20 protein-coding genes are annotated in these 19,121 nt (G+C 36.3%); 10 read left to right on the top strand and 10 right to left on the bottom strand.

The window, feature by feature from the left end; genetic code table 11:
- Nucleotides 1-19: 19 nt before the first annotated feature.
- Entirely contained in the window at nt 20-2,020 is a 2,001-nt protein-coding gene (mobC, locus tag NG806_RS01670) for a conjugal transfer protein MobC (protein ID WP_261511696.1), read from the bottom strand.
- Nucleotides 2,021-2,197: 177 nt separating this feature from the next.
- Between mobC and NG806_RS01665 the strand changes: the two genes are divergently transcribed.
- Together NG806_RS01665 and NG806_RS01660 are read left to right on the top strand one after the other, a co-directional pair.
- Entirely contained in the window at nt 2,198-2,890 is a 693-nt protein-coding gene (locus tag NG806_RS01665) for a PDDEXK nuclease domain-containing protein (protein WP_261511695.1), read from the top strand.
- Between the two features lie 269 nt (nt 2,891-3,159).
- Nucleotides 3,160-3,759 (top strand): hypothetical protein, encoded by a 600-nt coding sequence (locus NG806_RS01660; RefSeq protein WP_261511694.1) that lies wholly within the window; start codon nt 3,160-3,162, stop codon nt 3,757-3,759.
- Nucleotides 3,760-3,779: 20 nt separating this feature from the next.
- On the opposite strand, the gene NG806_RS01655 is transcribed toward NG806_RS01660, so the two are convergent.
- The 6 genes from NG806_RS01655 to NG806_RS01630 all read right to left on the bottom strand — a co-directional run bounded on the left by NG806_RS01655 (nt 3,780) and on the right by NG806_RS01630 (nt 9,946).
- Nucleotides 3,780-5,831 (bottom strand): AAA family ATPase, encoded by a 2,052-nt coding sequence (locus tag NG806_RS01655; protein ID WP_261511693.1) that lies wholly within the window; start codon nt 5,829-5,831, stop codon nt 3,780-3,782.
- Nucleotides 5,832-5,834: 3 nt separating this feature from the next.
- Nucleotides 5,835-6,296: a hypothetical protein gene (locus NG806_RS01650; protein WP_261511692.1), complete on the bottom strand. Its 462-nt coding sequence runs from the start codon at nt 6,294-6,296 to the stop codon at nt 5,835-5,837.
- 2 nt (nt 6,297-6,298) lie between these two features.
- Entirely contained in the window at nt 6,299-7,252 is a 954-nt protein-coding gene (locus NG806_RS01645; protein WP_261511691.1) for a hypothetical protein, read from the bottom strand.
- Between the two features lie 262 nt (nt 7,253-7,514).
- On the bottom strand, nt 7,515-8,123 hold the full coding sequence (locus NG806_RS01640; RefSeq protein ID WP_261511690.1) for a phosphoribosyltransferase: 609 nt from the start codon (nt 8,121-8,123) through the stop codon (nt 7,515-7,517).
- Entirely contained in the window at nt 8,113-8,787 is a 675-nt protein-coding gene (locus NG806_RS01635; RefSeq protein WP_261511689.1) for a DNA-protecting protein DprA, read from the bottom strand. Before NG806_RS01635 ends, NG806_RS01640 begins: the two co-directional genes overlap by 11 nt.
- 763 nt (nt 8,788-9,550) lie before the next feature.
- Nucleotides 9,551-9,946 carry a hypothetical protein gene (locus tag NG806_RS01630; RefSeq protein ID WP_261511688.1) on the bottom strand — a complete coding sequence of 132 codons (396 nt, stop codon included), beginning with the start codon at nt 9,944-9,946 and terminating at the stop codon, nt 9,551-9,553.
- Nucleotides 9,947-9,970: 24 nt separating this feature from the next.
- Between NG806_RS01630 and NG806_RS01625 the strand changes: the two genes are divergently transcribed.
- Nucleotides 9,971-10,408, top strand: a complete 438-nt coding sequence (locus NG806_RS01625; RefSeq protein ID WP_261511687.1) for a hypothetical protein — start codon at nt 9,971-9,973, stop codon at nt 10,406-10,408.
- 12 nt (nt 10,409-10,420) lie between these two features.
- Nucleotides 10,421-10,756 (top strand): PDDEXK nuclease domain-containing protein, encoded by a 336-nt coding sequence (locus NG806_RS01620; RefSeq protein WP_315941774.1) that lies wholly within the window; start codon nt 10,421-10,423, stop codon nt 10,754-10,756.
- 29 nt (nt 10,757-10,785) lie between these two features.
- Here the strand turns inward: NG806_RS01620 and NG806_RS01615 are convergent, their stop codons facing one another.
- Both NG806_RS01615 and mobA read right to left on the bottom strand, forming a co-directional pair.
- On the bottom strand, nt 10,786-12,066 hold the full coding sequence (locus tag NG806_RS01615; RefSeq protein WP_261511686.1) for a relaxase/mobilization nuclease domain-containing protein: 1,281 nt from the start codon (nt 12,064-12,066) through the stop codon (nt 10,786-10,788).
- Nucleotides 12,067-12,073: 7 nt separating this feature from the next.
- On the bottom strand, nt 12,074-12,505 hold the full coding sequence (gene mobA / locus NG806_RS01610) for a conjugal transfer protein MobA (protein WP_261511685.1): 432 nt from the start codon (nt 12,503-12,505) through the stop codon (nt 12,074-12,076).
- A gap of 651 nt (nt 12,506-13,156) precedes the next feature.
- Here mobA and NG806_RS01605 point away from each other — a divergent pair.
- Genes NG806_RS01605 through NG806_RS01595 form a run of 3 tightly spaced genes read left to right on the top strand, consistent with a single transcriptional unit; the run spans nt 13,157 to nt 14,909 of the window.
- Entirely contained in the window at nt 13,157-13,924 is a 768-nt protein-coding gene (locus tag NG806_RS01605) for a ParA family protein (protein WP_261511684.1), read from the top strand.
- Nucleotides 13,925-13,928: 4 nt separating this feature from the next.
- Complete coding sequence (locus NG806_RS01600) at nt 13,929-14,354, top strand: DUF3408 domain-containing protein (protein ID WP_261511683.1); 426 nt, start codon at nt 13,929-13,931, stop codon at nt 14,352-14,354.
- Nucleotides 14,355-14,357: 3 nt separating this feature from the next.
- Nucleotides 14,358-14,909 carry a conjugal transfer protein TraD gene (locus NG806_RS01595; protein ID WP_261511682.1) on the top strand — a complete coding sequence of 184 codons (552 nt, stop codon included), beginning with the start codon at nt 14,358-14,360 and terminating at the stop codon, nt 14,907-14,909.
- Between the two features lie 477 nt (nt 14,910-15,386).
- Here the strand turns inward: NG806_RS01595 and NG806_RS01590 are convergent, their stop codons facing one another.
- Nucleotides 15,387-15,650 (bottom strand): hypothetical protein, encoded by a 264-nt coding sequence (locus tag NG806_RS01590; RefSeq protein WP_261511681.1) that lies wholly within the window; start codon nt 15,648-15,650, stop codon nt 15,387-15,389.
- A 308-nt stretch (nt 15,651-15,958) separates the two neighbouring features.
- Here NG806_RS01590 and NG806_RS01585 point away from each other — a divergent pair, with 308 nt between their 5' ends.
- Genes NG806_RS01585 through NG806_RS01575 form a run of 3 tightly spaced genes read left to right on the top strand, consistent with a single transcriptional unit; the run spans nt 15,959 to nt 19,120 of the window.
- Nucleotides 15,959-16,264 (top strand): DUF4134 domain-containing protein, encoded by a 306-nt coding sequence (locus NG806_RS01585; RefSeq protein ID WP_214834259.1) that lies wholly within the window; start codon nt 15,959-15,961, stop codon nt 16,262-16,264.
- Between the two features lie 11 nt (nt 16,265-16,275).
- The gene (locus NG806_RS01580; protein ID WP_214834256.1) at nt 16,276-16,641 is read left to right on the top strand and encodes a DUF4133 domain-containing protein; all 366 of its coding nucleotides are present in this window, start codon (nt 16,276-16,278) and stop codon (nt 16,639-16,641) included.
- Complete coding sequence (locus tag NG806_RS01575) at nt 16,604-19,120, top strand: TraG family conjugative transposon ATPase (protein ID WP_261511680.1); 2,517 nt, start codon at nt 16,604-16,606, stop codon at nt 19,118-19,120. The genes NG806_RS01580 and NG806_RS01575 overlap by 38 nt, the downstream gene beginning before the upstream one ends.
- Nucleotide 19,121: the final 1 nt, after the last annotated feature.

Genomic DNA, 19,121 nt, shown 5'->3' with positions numbered 1-19,121 from the left:
TCATTCTTATTGTTACCGGTTATTCATGCTGCAGTAAATGCCGTAAATCCGGATCATTCTTTATACGCTCCATCTCAGTTTCAATAATCTGAACAATATCATTCTTAACCTGCATATAATTGCCCTGAATTTCCTGCGTCATCATATCCTCTCCCATTTCATTTTTAAAAGACATGATCTCAGGTATTTTCTGATAGTTTTTAGTTTCAGCAGTAACTTTTTCATTATCGACTACAATTTCGGCATGAAAAATCTTCTGCCCGATACGTTGATCAAAATTATCAGAAACAGCCCCTACAAAAATTCCCTGAGTCAATGCAGATATCTTGGAAGCCGGTATCAGACTATCGAGCTGAGTAGAAATCGAGGTCGATTTATCATTTCTGTTAACGGTCATACTTTGCCTCTTCTGCAATACTTTACCAAATCTTTCTGATAAGCCTTTAGCAGTCTCTCCCACTACCTGGCCGCTAAAGATATTACCCACCGTATTTTGGATCACCTTGCTTTCTTTATCTCCATAATCCCTGGTCAATTGTGAAAAATCCTGAAACCCCAAACATACCGCTACCTTATTACTCCTTGCCGTAGCGATAAGGTTATCCAATCCTCTGAAATAAATAGTAGGCAGCTCATCTATGATCACAGAGCTTTTCAGCTGCCCTTTTTTATTAATCAGCTTTACAATGCGGGAATTGTATAAGCCCAATGCCGCCGAATAGATATTCTGCCTGTCCGGATTGTTTCCTACACAAAGTATTTTAGGTTCTTTGGGGTTATTAATATCCAATGAAAAATCATCCCCTGTCATGACCCAGTATAAACTGGGAGAAATCATTCTTGACAAAGGGATCTTAGCAGATGCAATCTGTCCCTGGAGCTGATCCTGCGCTCCCCCCTGCCATGCATCCATGAACGGGGAAAGATAATTTTCCAGGTCTGGATAAGATGTCAGAATGGTAAAAACCTGGGAGTACTTTTTATTGAGCAATTCAATGGCATGAGGAAATGTACAGTAATTTCCATTCTCATAGATCTTCAAGAACCAAATGATGGCTGCTAAAAGAATAATGGGTGATTCTACAAAAAAGTCGCCCTGTTTTTGTATCCAGCTGCGGTTAAGGTTGAGCATGATGGTATAAGCAGCTTCGTAGGCATCCGAAATGTCGGTCATAAAATCCGGATTGAGAGGATTACATCGGTGGCTTTTTCTGGGATCATCAAAATTGATGACATAAAATTGTGGTTTTATCTTGTATTTATGCTGGTTCTTCAATAAATGGTTATAAGCTACGGTGGAGAGGTCATCGAATTTAAAATCATAGATATACATTGAAAAGCCTTTTTCAATTTGCTGCTTAATATAATTGTTCACTATTGCATATGATTTGCCTGATCCTGGTGTTCCCAGTACAATGGTCGCCCTGAACGGGTTTACAATATTGATCCAGCCTTTGTTCCATTTCCCTTTGTAATAAAACTTTGTAGGAAGATTGATGGAGTACTCGTTTTGCATCAGTTTGGTTTCCTGCATAAAACTTTCATTTTCATTATTGAAAACATCATCCATAAGGTTATTTTTCAATAAACGGCTCATCCATGTACCGGCCATCATCAAGCAAATGTATCCCAAAAAAAAGGCAAGTATATAAAGGTATTCTCCGATCAGAGGAGATAAGCCTAACAAAGCAGTGTTTAGGAAAAACAGGATAAACCCGATTCCCAGTGCTACGTTGATTCTATACCAGGTGATCTTCTCCGTTTTCACCCCTTTGGTACCCAGGCAGCTCAATGCAAGCAACACGAGGACAAGTACTTTGGTATGCATCGGATGGTAAAATAATCCTGCGGTTCTATTGAAATTGCGCAGTATCTTATTGATTATTTCCAAAGTCCACCCCCTTTCCAGAAAAAATGCATAACAATACCAATATAGGTGCATAAGCACGATCAGAATACTTACAGCTCGCATCAATGCCATGATCTTAGCCAGGCCTCTTAAGTCATCTTCTCCTTGCATTTGATCATATTTTAATGTTCTGTCTTCAATTTAGATGCTGTCACAGGCATTTTTAAAAAGTGGCAACTACCGGCTTTTTATGACTGTATTTGGCAGCGTATCCATCCTATATTTAATCACTGGCAATCCATAAGCTTCACTGAGAATGTTTAAATTTGTTTGTTTAAGAAAAGTACGATGACACCCATCCAATCAAAATACACCGAGCTCCTTGACAATATAGGATCAACTATCGAGATAGCCAGGCAAAATGCAGTCAGAGCAGTCAATACTGAACTTGTGAAAGCCAATTGGGAAATTGGCAGGCATATTGTCGAATTTGAGCAACATGGACAAGAAAGAGCTGAATACGGAAGTAATCTATTATCAACACTTTCCAAAGATCTTAAGCAGCGTTATGGCAAAGGATTTGGCAGGCGGAATATCCTTGATATTCGCCGGTTTTACCTTACGTATCAAAAATGGCAGGCAGTGCCTGCCAAATTAAGCTGGACCCATATGGTCACTTTACTCGGCGTTTCAGATGATACGGCAAGAAAGTTTTACGAAAAACAAACCGTATTGGAAAACTGGGGCTACAGGGAGCTTGACCGGCAGATTAATTCTTCCGTGTTTGAACGCCTTGCCTTGAGCAAAGATAAAAAAGGTGTATTACAGCTTGCAGAAAAAGGACATCTCATTACCCATTCCACAGAGGCTATAAAAGACCCTTACATTCTTGATTTCCTTCAATTACCTCAAAGCCATCAGGTAACAGAAAAGGCTTTGGAGCAGAAAATCATCGATAACCTGCAAATGTTCCTTTTGGAGCTGGGCAAAGGTTTTGCCTTTGTGGGACCCCAGAGGTACAATTTTCGAACACTTTTGTAGAAGACTTGAACGAAATTGCAAAATTATCATCAATCAATTATTTGGAAAAAGCATCTGATTATACAAATTAACAAATGGATAAAAAAAGAAATTTTAACATGTAGTAAATTGATATATGGCATTAAAATGCATTCATTTCGAGAACGAAAAAACTACTACAGTGTTTGTAATTCTTTAAACTTTTGTTATTTTTTTTAAAATAGGTTTTAAATATTAATGATGTATTTGTAAGTTATTAATTTGTTATCTTGTAATTCAAATTTAAACTGATGACTGAAGCAATTTTTGGATTAATAGGCGTGTTAGTTGGATCTGGAATTTCTTGGTTTCAATCATATTGGACTACTAATAAAGAAGCAGAAAAGAACGCCAGATATTTAGCGATTAGAGTTGTTTGCATATTAGATAAGTATATGGAGGATTGTGCTAACGTAGTTAAAGATGATGGTTTATACGAAGGACAGAGATCATCAGAAGGTTGTCTCGTTTCTCAAGTTGATATTCCTTCAGCTCCGAATTACCCTGAAGATGTTGACTGGAAAAGCATAGATCCAGATGTGATGTTTGCTCTTCTTTCTTTTCCATCTGAAATTGAAGATGGAAATCGAATAATCAGCGCTGCAACTATCATTGCGTATCCTCCGGATTATCAAGATTGGTTTGATGAAAGAAAATTTTATTATTGCCAATTTGGATTAATTGCTCACAAACTTTCAAATGACCTGTCTGAGAAATATGGTATTAAGAAGAAAAAATACAACGAATGGAATCCTGTAGATGATTTCTCCACGGAATTAAAAGCTATTGTACAAAGACGTAATCATCGGACTGAAGAACATAAGGCATTTGTAAAAAGAGTTTTGGGATAAACTTATTTTTCTCATTTATTTTAAAAACTTTCTTCTTTGGAAATAAATCTTCCATTCCCCTCTATTTCATTAAAATTCAATCCTTTTGTTGCCGCCTTAAAATCCACTTGGGAATTTTGAAATGAAGCAAAAACAATACTTTGTCCTTCTTTTTGAATAGATAGCTCTTTTAAAAATTCATGAAAATCCTTTGTAGAAGCTGATTGCTGTTGTGGTTCATCAAAAATTAGTAAAAGAGGGTGATTCCCATTCATATAATAAGAAGTTTCTAAAAGAGCAATGTAATATGCCCACATACATCTTATATGATCACTTCCTGATGAGTCGAATCGAATATCATAAGATTTAGGTCTTTCGTTGGGAAGCCGTATTTCAATTACAGGAGTGTACTTATCACGAGAAATTCGAATTGAATTTTTGTCTTTACTTTGATAGTTGAAAAGAGTCAGTAATGCTATGAAACGATTCTCTAGAAATTTTATTTTTTCATTATCTTTTGCCGTAAAGAAATCACCTCCCAAGTTAGATTCAATACCTTTTAATCTCTCCCACTCTTTTGAAAGCAATTTAAGTTGAGTTTTTAGACCGTCTGCCGTCTCAACCAAATTTTCATAAACAATAATTAGTTTTTTTATATTAATTTTTCTCTCGATAAGTTCTTCTGACGGAAGCCTTTCATCAGAAACAAGATCTTTCTTAATACTTCTAATTTGTTGTCTTAAATCTTGAATTTGATCGCGGAGATCATTGAGCTTTCTTTCGTTCCCAATTACCTTTTTTCTTTCACCTACAACGAATGTCTCAAGCATTTTGAGTTGAGCTGTAAGAAATATAATATTCTTTTCAACATCCATAGGTACTTGGTCAACCTCTGCTGGCAATAAAGTTGCATTTATTTCCTGATTACAAGTTGGGCATTGATTATTTGCCAATGGAGATTCTACTGCAGCTCCAAGATTGAGCATTTTTCTAGCGGATTTATTGTTAATCAAATCCTCTTCAATATTTCTCTTTTGTCTAATATACTGCTTTAGTTGATCTTTTTCTATAAAACTTTCATTTTCCCATTTTTCAAGAGTATATGTGTATCTAACTAAGTTTTCATTTAACACCTTCAAACGAGATTGATTTTTTTCAACGTTTTCTCCAACTGTTACTTCTGTTTGTTTTGATAATTGATGATATTCAGTTTGAAGATTTTCTAGCAGTTCGCTAACCAAATAATATTTTTCATTTCTAAGAAACCGAAAATACACATCAGAAATATTGTTAATAATCGCCGGAGATTCCGTAATACCTGTTAATTCTCCACTACTTCGATCACCCAATCTAACGAATTCACTGTATAAAGATTGCCAACGGGCAATTACAGTTTGCTTTTGTATATTTAATGAGATTTTAGCCTGTTCATTTTGGAAAACATCAAGATTGAGCAAAAATTCTATCACCCTTTCTTCAGCATTCTTCACCCTATAGAACGGCATTGTGGCAAAAAGAGACGACCATCCTGATTTTTGCTCTACTATAAAAGATGGTGCTATAAGAGGAAGATACAACTTAGTACTATTTCCTGCACTATCAAGAACATTTGGTACTTGCCATCCTAAAAATTCTTCAAGAAAAACATGAAATCCGTATTTGACGTCGGTTGCAGCACCACTATCATGAATATACATTTGTCTAATTTCATAATTTCCGTTAGGATCAGTCAGGTAAGGACCATCAATTACGTCTACTAACTGAGGCTTTCGATTTTCATTTATGACGCTACGTCTAATTGTAACTGTTTTATCAGCGTTAGAAATTTCAAGAACGATAGATGATTGTAAGACGTTATACTGATGGTTTCCATCAAGTACTGCATCTTTTAAAACCGACTGCATGGTTTTCTCATTTTTTCCTCCAATCAACTCTTCAAATCCTAAAGCATAAATAATAGATTGAAAAATAGTACTCTTACCACTCGTATTGTTAGCTCTAATAATATTAAGACCCGATTCAAAAGGAAAGAATGCACCATACAATCCATTGGTTGTATTGATTTCTAGTCGAAGAGCTTTAATTTGTAACATCTATTAAAAAAATTTATTGGATAATTGTGTAATTTGTGATTCGGTGATAGTATTTTTACCTATTGCTGATAAAAATTCCTTCTCTCGGACAAATAGTTCTTTATCTTTTAAAATAGCCTTTGCAAGCTCCTTTCCTTTAAAGGTAATTACAAAATCTGCTCCTATATTTTCTATCAAATCATCAGCAGTTGCAAAAGTTAATGCGCGATTCACTGTTGGTTCAATCCCCCATATGTGAAGGTGGCTTGAAAATTTATCTCCAATCCATCCGTTGACAATTGATGTATTTGCCTTTGTTTTTATTGCCCAGCATAAAAAATGAAGCTTCATCATAGAAGATTTTCCTGATCTACTTGACAAATGTAGAATTAACAAAATATGTGCAATCTTATATAATGGACGATAATCAGCTGGTATTGGGATGGCTCTTTTAGTAAAGCTGAGTCCCTGTATTTTTCCCTGCATTACTATTCAAAATCTAATGGACATCGTAAAAGCCAATCTGCAATAACACCATTTGTAAGATTAGTTATTGTCGTATCGTCCAAATACGTGAAATTCTCCCTAAGTTTCTTATCAACCAAAGTTCGTAAACTTTTATACAGTTCATTATTGTTATCACTAGGAAACATGCACTGTTCTTTCACAGTTTCTTCAACTTGTGAAATTAATATCAGATATTTGTCATAATCCTGCGGATGAAGACGTTGCCACCTGCTTAGTATCGATTCCCGGTCAAAGTAGCTTTTAATGGTATTTTCTGTAAGATCATTGACTTTTTTTGTAACACCATTCATATCAGCTGGAAATCTCTTGATATGTTTTCTAATTGCGTTACCAACCAGCTCATTTTCCTGCTCTTTCCAAGAAGTCATAGTTCCGGTACTAGAAATCTTTGGGTTGATCATTAATTTTTGAGAACCACCATTCAGTGCAATTGGAATTTCCTTGGTAAAATTCCCAATATCATGTATTATCACCCTGAAATCATCATCAATAAAAGGAAGGTTTAGCTGCCTAAGTTCTTCTACTTTATTATTACAATGAATAACAAGTTCCTTCATTCGATATTCAGGTGTAACAAATATCCATTCTTTTATTTTTGTTCCATCGAAAATTTGAAGAAGGCGATCTTGGTAAAGTGATAGTTTATTTACATCCTTTGTAATCTTATCTCGTTGCTTCTCATAAAGTGCAGCAGAAGTCATGTTATTATCTGGACAATAACATTGGAAAACTTTACCAGTTCTAGTAAATCCTTCAATTCCAAAATCACCCGGTGAAGCAGGAATAGATTGATATTGCTCAGATTCATATTTTAATCTTAAGCAGATTTGAATTAGTTCTTCCCAAGAATCTCCATTAAAGGGACCGAATTTGGTTGTGTACATAGTTACTTCACTGATTACGTCGTTTTTCAATTGTGAATTTATAAAAAATATTCATAAATCCTCATATTTAAGTGAATTATAACCAATATTTCATAATCTTCAGACAATTTTTATTTAGGATTGCAACTTAATGATATTTGAGTATCAATTACCTTATAAACATTACAGTAGGTTTTGCAGTTTAAAGATATCGGTTAATCATTTACAAATATTACGGTTAACCACAGTATTAATAAGTATTTTTTGATTACGTCTCTACAGCATATCTTAGTGTAATTGTACGGTACTTAGATTAATCCGGTAACTGAACGCCTCCATTACCAGCAACATTCATGTATCCTTTGCTAACATCTATAATTTTTTCCAAGTTTTTCCAACCTCTGGTCCTAATAGTGCAGAATATTTTAATCTCTTTATCAGGATAAACTTTCTGAAGTTCTAGTGCAGAAGCCATAGATGTTCTACCTAGTGTTAGAATATCGTCAACCACAACAATGGTTGGTTCAGTGATCAATATCGGTGTTACTTGTAAACTGTCTTGATGTACTTGTACTGTATTTCTGGTATCGGAATGAAATTGTCCACTTGATTTGGGGATTGCATATTTGCGCTTAAGACAATCGGCTACACTCTCGCCTAATCCGTTACTAACAAGTGTCTCACAGATGATCTTAGACGGAAAAACAGCTCCTTCAATAAGAGGTGTACTCCGTGGTACAGGTATTAGGGCTGACTTTGCAAAATATTCCGATAGACCGGCTTCTTTTAATCTCTGGCTTAATCTTGTACTAAATATGACATCTCCGTTCTTACAGGAACCTGCAACCGTACGTGAAGCAATTTCGATCTCAGACTTACCCCTTGGAGAATAGGCCAAAAACGTGAGGAACTCAAAAGACATATTCTTTCTTTGTTGTTAGATATGGAATGCTTTCGATCAAAAATTCAAAGTTATCATTAGTCAGTACCTGTGCACCATAACTGAGCATTTCTTCTGCCCATGAGATTTTATCGTTAAGGACATTCTCCATAATAAACAACTGTCTTCCCAATCTCAATGCCTCCCAACCTTGATGCTTGGTTCCACTCTTCTCACTGGCCTCAATGATGATCGTTGCATCACTGATCAACGCCATTGTGCGGTTTCTGATAGGGAAACTTTTTGGTGTTACGGGATAGTTTTCCGGGAACTGCGAGATCAGTAGGTGATTTTCAGCAATGAAATCCTGAAGATCTTTATTTTCAGCAGGGAAATATTTATTAAGAGGTGTTCCGATAACACCGATGGTATGACCATCAAATTCAATCGCAGTTTTGTGTGCGATCGAGTCAACACCTTCCGCTAAACCGCTGACCACAGTGATATCATTTTGTACCAAAAGCTTTGCGATCTTCCTTGCTCTTCTTACCCCAAGTTCTGACACCTTCCTAGAACCAACAACCGCTACCCTTCTTCCATTTTCCAATAACGAAAAGTCCCCTTTGTAAAGTAACTCTTTGGGACTGTTTTTCTTCTCAACGGTGGTCAGCTTATCGTAATATTCGTTAAAAGCACTGATCTGCATAGGAACTCAAGATTTAAATGAATAATGTAAATATAGTTTTTTTACCCTATAAATACAAATTGAAAAATATTCTCGATTACGTAAAGTAGTACTACAATAATTTAAAGAGAAATCATATTTCTCATAATAAACCGGTAAAAAGGCAGCTAAGGTATATCGGCCATCCATTTCTTCACCCAGCCAAAAGACTACGGCAACGGTTTCCTCCCTGTCGATACTCTTTTAATTTATTTACAGAACACATCTAGCAATCTGGATTGTGCTCACGTTCATTCTTTATAAAGGATTTTCTTGGTTTCAGTACAGCTAAAAATGAACTATATAGCAAAGAAGAAATTAATCATCGATAAAAGTGTTTGAAGATACGCTTGTCTTGCTCATACATAGCCAAATGGCTCCATTTTTTTTTTTATAGATGGAGCCATTTTTTTATTTTTCGAAAACAGAATAATCCTGATTAATATTTTTTGAACACCTAACAAAAGCTATTCAAACATTTATTCTTGTTTGATCGTTTCAATCACTCTTCGTTTGTCGATAACTAGCTCAATTGGAGATTCCCTTGGACAAATTATTACAATCGCAATACGAATAGTCATATGATCAGTTGCTGCTAAATAGCTGCCTGATCAAGAAACTGTAGGTATAACTATTTTATAAGATCACAACTTTCCATTTCGAGATTAATAATAGTTTTACGATTTGAAAGCAGATAGTTTATGGGTTGGGAAGATAAAATTCCTAAATCTGGTTTGATAGATCATCAATCATTAGATGATGAGTTTAATGCTTCCACTAAATTACTTATAAATTGATCTCGTTTCTCTTCAGGCAACAATTCGATTGAAAGGAAAGGATTCAGGTCTTCAAGTTCAACTAACACAAGTTTATCGTTTTTAAGACGGCAAGCATCGACCCTTGTAATTCCGCGTTCTATATTATTCCATTCTATAAATTTTTTCGCAAATCCAAGATCGCTTTCTGATGGTCTATATTCGACCAATTCCCAGCGTTTGTTTTTGTCTGGGGCATAAAGTGCATATTGAAATTGGTCATTTAAATAATAGAATGAAACTTCGTATTCAAAATCGATCAATGGTTGAATTAATTTTCCCTGAGGATTTAAATTGAGCAATTGCTTATGGATCAAAATTTCCATCCCGATCGAATCTAAGGTATCGACGTGAAAAGAAAAGAAATTTCTTCAAAAATTATCAACTTAAATAATCGTCTAAATAGTGCCAGAGAAAAATATTTAGAGGATAAATTGGATTTTGAAGATTATCAATTGATTAAAAATGAAAGTAAAAAGAAAATTGATGTATTGGAAATGGATCTGCAAAATCAAAAGCTGACTGGTAGAAACACCGATATCAAAACTAAACTTGATCAGGTTTTAAAAGTGCTACCAAATCTCTCTCAACTTTATACTACAGGAGATTCTGAGACTAAAAAGGTAATAATGTGTTCGATTTTTGCCGAAAAACTCGAATTTTACGAAACAACTTTTCGAACACCCCACATAAATTCTGCACTATCTTATATCTTATTAATAAACAATCAATTACAGAATAAAAAAAAGGGAAAATCACTGATAAAAGTGACTTTTCCTTTAGAGTGAAGACAATATAAAATATCACTGAGAAACAGACATTTCTATATTGATCTTGTTTTTTACCATCGTATTCTAAAATGCTTTGTATTGATTGATTTAAAGATAAAGCAGGTGGAGCATAACGATATCGGTCAGATGAACCTTTACCTGAATTACTTCAAATCAGAGGAAAATGTTGAAGATGATAATGAACCCATCGGTATCATCCTCTCCGCAGAAAAAGACGAGGTACTTGTAGAATATGCTACCAGTGGAATTTCAAACAAGATCTTTGTTTCTAAATACCAGCTTTATTTACCCGATAAAAAAGAACTGCAAAACAAAGTGAAGGCCATACTGGACAAAGAAGGATAAAGGGGAACAGCTGAAATATCTATTGCCTTCTATCGCTTCCGTTTCCTTCTGTTTTTCATTCGATGGGCAAAATCCTGCTCCTGATGGTCTTCTTCATTTTCGCAAGCCAATAGCCCTCCTATTCCTTCAAGCAGATGGTCATCAAACGGATCAGGGATTTGTCCGGCACTTAAAAAGACAAACAAAGAATGTGGGTCTTCTGGGATTATAAAATCCTTATCCGTTAAAGAGTTCACCCATGATTTTAGTTTTTTATCAGGTTGGATTCGGTCTATCCATCGCTCATTAAAAGAGTTCGCAGAAAAATATTTCCCTAGGCTTGAGCCGTTCCAGACTATTCTTGAATGATGATCAATAAAAGTGATACCGTATACGCGTCCTGTCTCATTCCTGCGAACTACAGTACTGATGCCTTGACTGGCTACAAGCTTTTTAAAGTCTCTTTCATTATCCACAGACCTTACAGCATGATCAATAACCGTTTTGATATCCTCTATAGCCTTAGCATTTGTTGACAATTCTTTACATTTTATAAAATACATCTCCAAAGTATCAAGACCTGCACTTTTACCCAGTAGAGATGCTTTAAAAGGATTCCCTACCCTTTCACCATGCTGATTCAGCGGAAAATATAATAGACCACGCTTTATCTCGCTATTCATTTCACCCTCTACTTTTTCAACCGTAATATGGAACAGGGAAAGCAGCGCATTATATTCCCCCCATGTTTTAAATTGGTAATATTCCGGCAAATGCCTTACAACAGAGGCAATCTGTCTTTTAATATTTCCAGTCCGGTAATCCACAGGATTAAAAATCATTTCATTTTTCAGGGAATCCTTTTCTGTTGCAGATAACAAACCATATTTCTTTTCCAATTCCCTGCATATATTCATTGACCTTTTTTTTTCGAACCTATCAGAAATTTTTCTCCCATCTTCATCCACGCAAACTGATACGATATGAATATGGGTGCGATCAATATCAGTATGTTTAAATACAACAAAGGGCTGTTTTTCATAGTTCATTTCCCGCATATAGTCTTGAGCCATCTCTATGAAGCATTCATCATCAACCTCATCTTTCGGATCAGGATTGAGGGATATGTGTAACGTATGCTTTTCGGTATTCCGGTTTGCAACAAGATAAGGCTCAAACGATTTGGCCAATTGCGAAACAGTATACCTGCCACTTGGCGTTTCAATTACCTTATTTGTCAACAGAATTTCTCCTTTACCCTTCTCAATTTTAGCCACATTATATGCCAAGGCTCCATATAAATTACTTCCCCTGCCAAGTTTTGCTATCATTTCCTTCTTATTTTTTCAAATGATGTCGGTTAAATTCCTGGGTTATCTCAATTATTTTTTGACATAATAATGCCATTTCTGCGGTCTGCCTTTCCAGCTTAAAAAGAAATGCCGCCGCTTTCTTCTCAGAAAAATGACTATATAACAATTTCACAATTTGATTATAATTCACTCCCACTGAACGGAATTGTGTATAAAGGGATGTTAACCGCATATAGAAATCTACAGAGCCTTTATCAATGCTGACCTTTTTTATTTCGTTAGAAAACAGCACCGAGACAATAAACTTTGCTTTATTGGTCATTCCCGACATTTCAAAAAGCGATATCAGCCTATCATTTTCTTGATCAGTAAGCCTGAAAACATGACGATGAATACTTGGATTCATTTTTGGCTTTCGACCACCTTTCTTCTTATAATTATTGTTTTTATTCTCCATGTCTGCCCCTATTTAATTATTCATAAAACTTCGACTTCGGAGCAAGTTTTAAGCTCCCTGCAAGGGCAAGTTGTTTTGAGGCACCCAAAACAGTTATGAGGCACTCAAAACACAACTTGCCGTGTTCTGATGAACACAAAAAATCATGCTTCCTTAACGATTAACTATACTGTAAAAATATATCTGGCCTGTAAAGTAAATTACCAGATGCTTCATCGTCATTTCTATTACATCAGGCACTTGTGATCTCTTGCAAAGTAAAGGCCTGTTAATGGTAAAACCCAATACGTAAGAGTCCCAAATACACCCTATTAAATGCCAATGTGTTCCATCGTTATCTACCGCAAATAAGTAAGTGCATTTCTTTGCACTTATAACAATATATAGGGATAAAGTTGGATATACATGTAATGAGATACCTATTCAGGGTATTAGGCAGAAAAATATAATTATCAATATATGTTTATAGAAATAGCTGCTTATCCATTTACCCACTACCGGGCACAGGTATATAAAAAAACACTCTTGTATCTGGCTAAGTACAGAAGTCCACCTATAATTAGACTTCTATATCTCGTAGTGAATATGCAGCTAAATAGATACAGACAAACTGATACAATACAAGAAAGTACAATTACAAATATTTATAATATGGACCCAAAACACAAACCAGTATTTATCGCCTTTTCCTCTCAAAAAGGCGGTGTGGGTAAAAGCACATTTACCTCTTTGGTGGCAAGCATCATGCATTACCGTATGGGATATAATGTCGCTGTATTCGATGCGGATTTTCCTCAGCACAGCCTTATGAAAATGAAATCCCGTGATCTGGCAATGGTCATGGAAAATGAGAACCTGAAAAGAATGGCCTATAAACAATTTACTGCCATCGGCAAAAAAGCCTATCCTATCATGCAACACAAAGCGGAATATTTACTTGAAGCCGCCCACAAATGGATAAGCGAATCAAATATACCTATCGATGTATTATTTTTTGATCTCCCGGGAACTGTGAATACTTCGGGTATCCTCAGAACGTTGGCAGGGATGCATCACATTTTCACACCTATAACCGCAGACCGCATGGTCATGGAGAGCACCCTTATATTTACCCAACTCCTGCAAAATGTAATTATGGAAAAAGGAGAAACTTCAATAAAATCCGTTAACCTGTTCTGGAACCAGGTAGATGGCAGAGAGAATACAGCTCTGTACGAGGTTTACAATAAGCTTATCGGACAATTGGGATTAAATCTGATGAAAAGCCAGGTCAAGAAAAGCAGTAAATTCCGTAAAGAAAGTGAATTAGACAGCAAAAATGTCTTCCGTTCTACTTTACTCCCTCCAGATGAACGGCTAATGAGGGCGTGCCAACTGGATATTTTCATAGAGGAGTTTTTAGAAATCATTCAATTATAGCTGTATGGATAAAGATAAAACAAAAAAAGCCCAACCTGATATTGATGAAGAATTAATGATGAACCTTATGGTTGAGGGGGTGAAAATTGACAGACTACCAATTCCTTTGGAACCAATCCAAGACCATATGGATGATGCAGACCTTCCCAATCAAAAACCTAGCGGAAAAGAAAAGGTTAAAGCAAAAAAAATACCCGTACCCGATTATGAAACTCTCTTTTTCAAAAAGCCCGATACAAATGCCCGTGATGGTAAAACGGTTTATATCAGACCTGTTTTTCATGAAAAACTATCCCGTATCGTACAGGTCATAGGTGAAGATAAGCTCACTATCTATGCGTACTTGGATAATTTGCTTGAATATCATTTTCATGAATTTGGGGACCAGATTACCATTAGTTTCAACAATAAATACAAACCTATTCTTTAAGTCATGGAAATTATAATAATGATGTGCCTGATGGTTATTATCGTATTGCTCATACAGGACAAGATATACATCAATAAAAGGGTTACACAAAGAAATATGGAAAAAACAGTCCCACATCCCCCTGAAATTATGGGACAGTCCAAGTCAACGAAAAAACGTTTGGTATCAAAAGGTACCGAAAATCCAAAGGAAGAACAGAAAAATATTTTAAGTACCCAACCTGATTTTGAGGAAGAGGAAGAAGAATGGAAAAAGCACAGGATAATGAGTGATGGTAACAGTCTTGCCCAAGGTGTCACTTTTGAAGAACTATGCAGCGTGGAGAGAGACCTCGATAGAGATAGCCTGGCACCGTCTCAAAAGGAAACAACCTCTGCTATCCTTCAAAAGATACATGGAACTGCACTATTCAACCTACTGGAAAATTCAATGGAAGATACCGCTCATAAAATAGCAGAACTATTGGATAATAGTTTTACAGTTGAAGACAAAAGTAGTTTTTCCATTTTACGGAAAGAAGACTATGAAAATTTCGATATTGGAGAATTTATCTGATGATTAAATTTGGATAATTATATTCAAATTGCCCACCATAGAAAGAAGCCCTTCTCGATTGAAGAGCTCCACGGGCTGTAAAATCTATGATGCTTAAAAAAGTGTTTTAAATAAAAGCTTCCCAAAAGAGGGAAGCACTACGATGTAAAAATGATGAAAAATTATTAGTTAGGTTCTCAATTCAAATTTAAGTTTTTCATTTTAAGTTTTTTTATGACCAGAATCATAAAGGTATGTTTAAAGGATTTTCAGTATCTTTAATTACAATGTAATTTTCTTTACATTATTTGTGTTTTTTAAGCCCTTCTTCGGAGGGGCTTTTTATCTAACAGACACACAATTACCAATAGAATAAGATATATTTAAATATTGATGCCGAAAATTATTTAAAGGATATTTAGATTATTACGAGGCGACATGTCTGGTTATTTGGATAAAATACATCCGGAAAAATAGAAATTCCATTGATCTCCTATTTCAATTTGCCATATTAATCAATTGAAGAGTCTGATTAATCGCAAGGATCAGACCTAATATCAAAAAGAGCCAGAACCGTACCGTCCGATAGTTTTTTTCCGTAAGGATGTACATTATCACACAAACAATCCAACCACCTACCGCAATGCTTTTAAAGGTCATGGAATATTTCATAAAGGTATTCCCGATAAGTAAAAGTATGATCCATAATAACTCAATGTATGGAGCATATTTTTGCCAAAACAGAATAAATCTTGACTTCATACAAAATAATCTTGTTCGTTTAATATAGAAATACAAAAACTATACCTTCAGAACATACAAGCTGCCTGCCCATTTTTAGAAACTAATTTTGGGGGACTAGGCATCTGATCATTCAATTTTAAATAGGAACTGCGCCAACCTTAACTGAGTTGGCGCTGCTTTTCTTATACGCTATTCTTATAAAGACAATTACTGCCAAACCAATGTACGTACAGCCAATTCACCAATACTGATCGATTTTCACCACAATTTTGTCATGAAGCCAGCAATGAGCCGGCTCATTACAATCAATTAAACATATTTCAATTATGGAAAAACAAAGAAAAAAGATTTTACTGCTATCGGTAGCTGTGCTGATTAATGGGTTTTTGCAAGCCCAGGGAAATGGCAGCGCCGGCATCACGGAAGCTACCCAGATGGTCACTTCCTATTTTGACCCGGCGACCAAGCTTATCTATGCTATCGGAGCCGTGGTGGGACTTATCGGAGGTGTTAAGGTGTACAATAAGTTCAGCAGTGGTGACCCGGATACCTCAAAAACTGCCGCCAGCTGGTTTGGAGCTTGTATATTCCTTATTGTAGCAGCGACCATCCTGCGTTCATTCTTCCTTTAAGAATTTTGATTATGAATACTTATCTCATCAACAAAGGAATTGGAAGATCGGTCGAATTCAAAGGCCTGAAGGCACAGTACCTGTTTATTTTTGCAGGTGGATTGTTGGGAATACTGCTATTGGTGATGTTACTGTATATGACAGGCATTAATACTTATATCTGTTTATTTACAGGGAGCTCATGTAGTGGTATTCTGATCTGGAAGACTTTCTCTCTGAATAGAAAATACGGTGAGCACGGACTCATGAAACTGGGTGCAAAGAAAAAGCATCCCAGGTACATACTCAGCCGCAAACCCATACTCAGATATTTAAAAGCAACCCCTAAAAAACATTCATATGAGAAACAGCTCCAAAGCAGCGACCCTGGAGAGTAAATTCCCACTGCTTGCTGTAGAAGATAACTGCATTATATCTAAGGATGCCGATATCACAGTCTGCTTTAAGGTGAGGTTACCGGAACTCTTTACCATCGCATCACCAGAATATGAAGCCATTCATTCCACATGGTTTAAAGCGGTAAAGACCCTTCCCGATTATACGGTGGTTCATAAACAGGATTGGTATATTAAAGAAAATTACACGCCTGATTTATCATTGGAAGACCAAAGTTTTTTATCAAAATCTTTTGAACGTCATTTTAATGAAAGACCCTTCCTGAATCATTACTGCTATCTATTTCTCACCAAAACCACTAAAGAGCGGATGAGAACTAAAAGCAACTTTTCATCGCTGTGCAAAGGCAAACTCATCCCGAAAGAAATCAGGTATAGTGAGGTTGTCGGTAGATTTATGGAAGCTGTTGATCAGTTCGAAAGGATTATGAATGACAGTGGTTACATTTATCTGAAGAAAATGTCGGCAGACGAGATTACAGGTACTGAAAATGAGTCCGGACTCCTGGAACAATATCTTACCCTATCCCGAGAATCCAGCATACCCCTTCAGGATCTGCAGCTTGGAGCTGAAGAGGTTCGTATCGGTAACAACCGGATCAGTATTCATACCTTATCTGATGCGGATGATCTGCCGGCAGCAGTGTCATCACATGCCCGGTATGAAAAGTTAAGTACGGACCGTAGTGACTGTTTATTATCGTTTGCCTCTCCGGTCGGACTTTTACTAAGCTGCAATCATATCTATAATCAGTATCTGTTCATTGACAACAGCGACTATAATCTGGGAAAATTCGAAAAGTCAGCCAGAAATATGCATTCACTGGCAAGATACAGCAGAGCCAATCAGATCAACAAGGAATGGATAGAAAAATATCTCAATGAAGCCCATTCTTTTGGACTGCAGTCGATCCGTGCACATTTCAATGTGATGGTGTGGTCTGATGATACCCGTGAACTCAAACAACTTAAAAACGATACGGGAAGCGCGTTAGCCTTAATGGAGTGTAAGCCGCGCCATAATACAACGGATGCGGCAACTCTATATTGGGCCGGAATTCCTGGAAACGCAGGTGATTTTCCAAGCGAAGAAAGCTTTTATACCTTCATTGAGCCGGCTCTTTGTTTTTTCACTCAGGAAACCAATTATAAGGATTCTCCTTCCCCTTTCGGAATCAAGATGGCTGACCGGCTTACCGGTAAACCCATCCATTTGGATATTTCTGATCTTCCCATGAAGCGGGGAATTATCACGAACCGAAATAAATTCATTCTGGGGCCTTCAGGAAGCGGAAAATCATTTTTCACCAACCATATGGTAAGGCAGTATTATGAACAGGGCGCTCATGTCCTGCTGGTTGATACCGGAAATTCTTACCAGGGTCTGAGTGAGTTGATTAAAAGTAAAACAAAAGGAGAAGACGGGGTATATTTTACGTATACGGAAGATCATCCCATTTCCTTTAATCCTTTTTATACCGATGACGGAATATTTGATATTGAAAAGAAAGAAAGCATCAAAACCCTGATCCTCACCTTATGGAAAAGAGATGATGAACCGCCTTCCCGTTCTGAAGAAGTTGCTTTATCCAATGCCGTAAGCGGTTATATCGATCAAATAAAAAACAGCAAGCAGATCCCCTCATTCAACGGCTTTTACAAGTATATAAAAGAAGATTACCAGAGCATCCTTGAACAGAAGAATGTCAGGGAAAAAGATTTTGATATTGCTAATTTCCTTAATGTTTTAGAGCCTTATTACCAGGGTGGCGAATACGATTACCTTCTCAATTCAGATAGGCAGCTTGACCTGTTATCCAAGCGCTTTATCGTCTTTGAGATCGATGCAATCAAAGACCATAAGATCCTTTTCCCTATTGTAACCATTATCATCATGGAGGTTTTCATCAATAAGATGCGAAGACTTAAAGGGATCAGAAAACTAATACTGATTGAGGAGGCTTGGAAAGCTATTGCTAAGGAAGGCATGGCAGAATACATCAAATACCTATTCAAAACCGTAAGAAAATTCTTTGGAGAAGCCATTGTAGTCACTCAGGAAGTTGATGATATCATCCAATCCCCCATTGTTAAGGAAAGTATTATTAATAATTCCGATTGTAAGATCTTACTTGACCAGCGAAAATATATGAACAAGTTCGATGATATCCAGGCTATGCTCGGATTAACGGATAAAGAAAAAGCCCAGGTCCTTTCAATCAATATGAATAACGATCCTAAGAGGCTTTATAAAGAAGTCTGGATTGGATTGGGAGGAACTCATTCTGCCGTTTACGCAACCGAGGTTTCCACAGAAGAATACCTTGCTTACACTACGGAAGAATCTGAAAAAATGGAGGTCATGAACCTGGCATCCGAACTCGCCGGAAATATTGAACATGCTATTAAAAGAATATCCCTTAAAAGAATCAGAACAAATAAAGACAACCCAATCACTTAAA

It is taken from the genome of Chryseobacterium paludis, from assembly GCF_025403485.1.
In the GTDB taxonomy this organism is placed as follows: domain Bacteria; phylum Bacteroidota; class Bacteroidia; order Flavobacteriales; family Weeksellaceae; genus Chryseobacterium; species Chryseobacterium paludis.
This window is presented reverse-complemented; position numbering and strand designations above follow the sequence as displayed.